The sequence below is a fragment of the Escherichia sp. AM3 genome, assembly GCF_032029835.1.
Taxonomy (GTDB): Bacteria; Pseudomonadota; Gammaproteobacteria; order Enterobacterales; family Enterobacteriaceae; genus Escherichia; species Escherichia coli.
The window spans coordinates 1-5,791 of sequence record NZ_JAVUPQ010000113.1; the positions used below are offsets into that span (position 1 = coordinate 1).

Genomic DNA, 5,791 nt, shown 5'->3' on the forward strand with positions numbered 1-5,791 from the left:
TTGTCGCGAGCTTCACGGCGAAGTCAATTTCCTCGGAACCCGTAGCGATGAACAATTACCTTCACAGGAGGAGGCAACTGCAATATTAAATGCCAGACCCAGCCATCAGGATTTACTTCCCGATCCTGAATTGCCAGATGATACCCAGCTATGGGCAATGCTTCAGGCCGTGAGTGGCGGGACATGGACCGGTTGTATTTATGATGTAAACAAAATTGGCGCGGCTTTGCGCGATTTTATGAATAAAAACTGAAAGCATAAATAAAAACATCCAGACACCTGAATTATCCGACTCTGCATCATTCGTTATTTGCTCAGTCGGATAATGATGGGTCGCTACCCTGTTATGAGAGGACGTTATGCCACTAATTATCGTTGTGGCAGGGATTGCTTTACTCCTGCTTTTAACCATAAAAATTAAGCTTAATACGTTTGTTTCGTTAATTATTGTCTCGATTGCTGTCGCCATCGCCAGTGGTATGGATTTGAGTAAAGTCGTCACCTCAGTCGAATCCGGGCTTGGCGGTACGCTGGGCCATATTGGTTTGATATTTGGCTTCGGTGTTATGCTCGGTCGCTTGCTGGCCGATGCGGGTGGTGCGCAGCGAATAGCGCTGACCATGCTGAATTATTTCGGGAAAAATAAACTTGACTGGGCAGTGGTCTGTTCGGCGTTTATTGTCGGTATCGCACTTTTTTTCGAAGTCGGTTTAATTCTTCTGGTACCTATTTTATTCGCTATTGCCCGTGAAGCAAAAATATCACCGATGTTTATGTGTGTGCCGATGCTTTCTGGTTTGCTGGTCGCACACGGTTTTTTGCCGCCGCACCCCGGCCCGACTGTTATCGCCAGGGAATATGGCGCTGATGTAGGATTGGTACTGATATACGGTATCATTGTCGGCATTCCAACCTTTATTCTTTGCGGCCCGGTATTGAATAAATTCTGCCAGCGCATTATTCCGGACGCCTTTAAAAAAGAGGGGAATATAGCCTCTCTCGGCGCGACCCGCCGATTCAGCGAAAGCGAAATGCCAGGCTTTGGGATCAGTTTTCTCACGGCAATGCTGCCGGTGATCCTGATGGCGGTTGTCACCATCATCCAGATGACTCATGCCAAAAGTGCCGCGGATTCTGGCTTATTTTACAACGTGATACTGTTCTTAGGTAATTCGACGATCGCCATGCTGATTTCACTGCTGTTCGCGATCTATACCATGGGCCTGGGGCGCGGGAAAACAATCCCTGACCTGATGGATTCTTGCGGAAAAGCTATCGCGGGTATTGCCGGTCTGCTGCTGATTATCGGTGGTGGTGGTGCATTCAAGCAAGTTCTCATCGACTCTGGCGTTGGTCAGTATATTTCCACCCTGGTTTCGGGTATGGATATTAACCCGATCTTGATGGCCTGGGGCGTGGCCGCATTCCTGCGTATTTGTCTGGGTTCAGCCACCGTCGCGGCGATCTCTACCGCCGGTCTGGTCATCCCATTGTTGGCAGTACATCCCAATACCAACCTGGCCTTGATTACGCTGGCTACCGGTGCCGGATCCTGTATTTGTTCTCACGTTAACGATGCCAGTTTCTGGATGATTAAAGACTTTTTTGGCCTGACCACCAAAGAAACGCTGTTATCCTGGACGTTGATGTCCACACTCTTATCCATCAGTGGGCTGATTTTTATTCTGCTCGCCAGCTTAGTTTTATAATCGGGTTCTTGCCAGTGAGCCAACCTGTTGTTCACTGTCCCCCATAATTTAGTGAGTGACGGCAACCGTCTGCACGGTGACGAATCGCTGGCGATCAAAAAGGGGCGATATTGAACCGTCGATTATGCTTGATGGGTGTACTCTCAGTAATACTGTAAAGCCGGAGCATGTCTCCGACTTTACAGTATGGGGGAACAGCAGGCGATCGCTCAAATGGTATGCTGGTTTATTTCATGTAAAAGAATAAAATATCTGTATAAAATCATGCCACTGGCAATCTGCATCAACTCTCCGGGTAAACAGGGTTAAGATGAGCATTTCCCCGGTTTAATACAGGTATACAAAAGTGGATAGAGATCAAACAAACAGCAGCCTGTTCAATGATGATCCCGTACTTCATGCAACATGGCTGTACTATCAGGAAGGCAAAAGCCAGACTGAAGTTGCAGCTATCATGGGGGTGTCCCGCGTCACGGTTGTCAAATACCTGCAAACAGCCCGGGAAAATGGACTGGTTCATATCAACCTGGATGTGAATGTCTTTGGCTCTATCGACGCTGCTTTGCAAATTCGCGATAAATTCAATCTCCAGAGAGTGATCATCGTGCCGGATGGCGAACATGCCGGAAAACGTGATGATACAAAGCTGATGCGGACTCGCCTTTCACGTGCCGGTGGCATGTATCTGAATCAGGTGATTGAGAATGGTGATGTGCTGGGGGTTGCCTGGGGAAGAACAATCCATCAGATGAGCAAAACCATGACGCCGAAGTCATGTAAAAATGTCACCGTTATACAGATGCTCGGTTCCATGCCATCTCAGCCAGACCTGACGATCATTGAATCCTCATCGCAAATCGCCTACAAGCTTTCAGGCCGTGTCGCCTCGCTGCACGTGCCCGCCGTGGTATCAAGCGCCAGACTGGCCATGGAGTTACAGGCAGAGCCTATTATTCGATCGAATTTTGACGTTCTGACTCGCTGTACGAAAGCCTTTTTTGTCGTGGGTAACGCGCTTGATGAAAATCCCCTGATTCGGGTGGGCGTGCTGAATAAGAAGGAAATGCAGACGTATCGGGATTTAGGCGCAGTAGGTGTCATTTGTGGTCGCTTCTATGACAAGGAAGGGATGCCCGTCGTGGCTGATGTTGACCAGCGTATTCTGGGAATCAGTCTGGCTCAGCTAAGGCAGATTGAACGGAAGATCTTCCTTGCTGGTGGGGAAAGAGGCTATGACGCAACGTTGGGTGCCCTGCTGGGAGGATATGTCACGGACCTGATTGTTGATGAAGGAACGGCAGAGTTTTTGCTGGCGTGTGAATTACCACACTAAAAGAATGAACAACTGCCCCATGTGGATATGGGGCAGGATTTTATTGATTAGCGGCGATAATAAGAACAATACCCACAATGTATGAAATAAACATGGTCAGCAGCAGTTTATTGGTTCCGGCTGGCGCACTGGCAAATTCTCTCCAGATGAAGACTCCCCAGATCACGGCAATCATTGTGGCCCCCTGTCCCAGACCGTAGGAAATAGCATACCCCGCCTGACCAGACGCAATCAGACTGAATGCCAGACCGACACACCAAATCATACCGCCCAGCCAGCCGCAAACATGATCCCGTAAGCTCCCGGAAAAATACATTTTCCCGTTGACCGGTTCTCCTGAAATAGGTTTTTTCATGACCAGCGTGTTAAGGACAAAGTTCGACAAGAACAGCCCCACGGCAAACAGAACAAGTGCTGAGTAAGGCGTCATCAGACCGCTGGCAGGCTGGCTGAAATTGTCAGACATGGAGTCCGCCAAGAAGCGGAAAAACCATCCCATGATGATACCCGCCAGAATGGCAGTAATGAGACCTTTATTACGGCGAGATTTATCCGCCTCCTGCGTGACACGACCATAGGCTATCGCGGTAAAAATAATGGCGATCACAACGCAGGCGACACCGAGGAACAGAATGAGCGGATCGCCCTGCGGATTGCCGATATAGGTGGTGATCACACCCAGAGCCAGTGCCAGCCCCACACCCACAGGAAAAGCTACCGCCATACCGGCAAGATTAATAGAAGCGACCAGAAGAATATTGGAAATATTGAAGATAATCCCTGCCAGTATTGCCGACATCAGACTACTGCTGCTCGCCTGCTGAATATCAGGTATAAAACTGCGACCGGCTTCGCCCATAGAACCCAGCGTGAAGGCAAATAACAAAGAACACAGCAATAATCCAATTGAATAATCCCAATAGAATAGAGGGAACTCCCATTTTTTATTGCTGACAAGTTTAGTTGTATTCGCCCATGAACCCCAGCAAATCATGGTAATAAAACACATTATTATGGCGACAGCATACGATTCCACGATAAACATAAATAACTCCTTGTGGTAGTTATAATCAATCGTTGTGGACAGAGGGAATAGCAGCCATTCTGCGAATGGCTGTCATATGTTATTAATTAAAATAAAGCTGTAATTACGCTTTCAAACCATACGTTTTGAATTTTTCAAGGACGATGGTCATTTCGGCTTCAGACAGCACGGGAACATCGTGATGTAATCCGCCACATTTGATGTATAAATCAGCCAGCGTCTCGGTTTCACCCGCCAGCCACAACGTCTTTTCCAGCGTGACGTCCATGGCCAGCATACCGTGGTGCTGCATCAGCAAGGACTTACTTTCTCTGATTCCTTTAGATACACCGTCGGCCAGTTCAGGACTGCCAAAGGTATAATAGGGAATACAGGGAATATGATCCGTCCCCGATACCGCCACCATATAATGAATGGCCGGAATTGAATGATTATGTATTGCCACCGCCGTGGAATTCACCGCATGCGTATGTATGACAGCATTCAATTCTGGTCTGGCTTTATAACACGCCAGATGAAATAACCATTCACTTGATGGTATTTTACCCGCTTCAGGTATTCCCTTATCGTCTACAAAGACAATCATGTCCGGCGTCATCTTTGAATAAGCGATCCCACTCGGCGTAATCAACATGCCACCGGTATACCTGGCACTCACATTACCTGATGTTCCTTGATTAAGACCTGACGCATTCATTTCCCGACAAGTGGAAATGATTTTTTCTGCTAACTTAATCCGTTCCATTCCTGATCCTTAATAGCAATGGCCGCCGTTTTAATGCTGTTCCCCCTGGAGTGCTTTACTCTTCAGGTCAGCAAACATATCCGCCAGCGCTGACTTACTGGCAGCACAGACTCCCCGCTCAGTAATGAAGCCGGTAATGTATCGGGCAGGCGTGACGTCGAAAGCGTAGTTCCCACAACGGGTTCCTTCAGGGGCGGTATTGACCCAGCTCAATTCTCCCTGAGGGTTTATCCCATAGACATGGGACTGCTCTTTTCCGTCACGTTGCTCAATCGGAATGCTTTTTCCGTCCTCGATAGTCCAGTCAATAGTGGGAGAAGGTAACGCGACGTAGAAGGGAACATGGTTATCATGGGCCGCCAGCGCCTTAAGATAGGTACCAATTTTATTACAGACATCCCCTCTGGCCGTGGTTCGATCGGTCCCAACAATGCAGAGATCAACGTCACCGTGTTGCATCAGGTGGCCACCCGCGTTGTCGGCGATCAGGGTGTGAGGAATACCGTGTGAGCCCAGTTCAAATGCCGTGAGTCCGCCCTGATTACGTGGCCGCGTTTCATCCACCCAGACGTGAACAGGGATTCCGTTTTCATGCGCTTTGTAGATGGGAGAAAGCGCGGTTCCCCAGTCTACAGTCGCCAGCCAGCCTGCGTTACAATGTGTCAGGATATTGACCACACTCCCGGCCGGTTTTTTCTGGGCTATTTCGCGGATGACTTCTGTACCATGTAATCCAATTTGTTCACACAACGCGACATCTTCCTCGGCAATTTCTGCCGCCAGCGCCCAAGCCACATCCTTGCGCTCTGATACACAGAGATCCTTCAGTGTGTCTATCATCCTGTCGAGGGCCCATTTGAGATTAATTGCCGTTGGTCGGGTTTTGATAAGAAGGTCATAGTAACGCTGCAGACCCATGTCACTGGCATCGTGATTCATTCCCAGCGCGATGCCATAGG

The 5,791-nt window shown here is 48.7% G+C and carries 5 protein-coding genes and 1 pseudogene; 3 read left to right on the forward strand and 3 right to left on the reverse strand.

The genetic code is table 11. The features are described 5' to 3' along the window. The 3 genes and pseudogenes from RTW80_RS22030 to RTW80_RS22040 all read left to right on the forward strand — a co-directional run. Positions 1-253 (forward strand): annotated as a pseudogene (locus RTW80_RS22030) (YjhG/YagF family D-xylonate dehydratase); the annotation flags it as partial. A 106-nt stretch (positions 254-359) separates the two neighbouring features. Beyond that, positions 360-1,709, forward strand: a complete 1,350-nt coding sequence (locus tag RTW80_RS22035) for a GntP family permease (protein ID WP_001128363.1) — start codon at positions 360-362, stop codon at positions 1,707-1,709. A 346-nt stretch (positions 1,710-2,055) separates the two neighbouring features. Beyond that, a complete protein-coding gene (locus RTW80_RS22040) occupies positions 2,056-3,042 on the forward strand; it encodes a sugar-binding transcriptional regulator (RefSeq protein ID WP_000373366.1) in 987 nt (328 codons plus the stop codon). A 40-nt stretch (positions 3,043-3,082) separates the two neighbouring features. Here the strand turns inward: RTW80_RS22040 and RTW80_RS22045 are convergent, their stop codons facing one another. From RTW80_RS22045 to mtnA, 3 genes are all read right to left on the reverse strand, one after another. Continuing rightward, positions 3,083-4,087 (reverse strand): GRP family sugar transporter, encoded by a 1,005-nt coding sequence (locus RTW80_RS22045; RefSeq protein WP_000471144.1) that lies wholly within the window; start codon positions 4,085-4,087, stop codon positions 3,083-3,085. A 103-nt stretch (positions 4,088-4,190) separates the two neighbouring features. Beyond that, entirely contained in the window at positions 4,191-4,832 is a 642-nt protein-coding gene (locus RTW80_RS22050) for an L-fuculose-phosphate aldolase (protein ID WP_000439686.1), read from the reverse strand. 30 nt (positions 4,833-4,862) lie between these two features. Further along, on the reverse strand, positions 4,863-5,791 hold a 929-nt coding region (gene mtnA / locus RTW80_RS22055), incomplete at its 5' end, for an S-methyl-5-thioribose-1-phosphate isomerase (protein ID WP_312720184.1).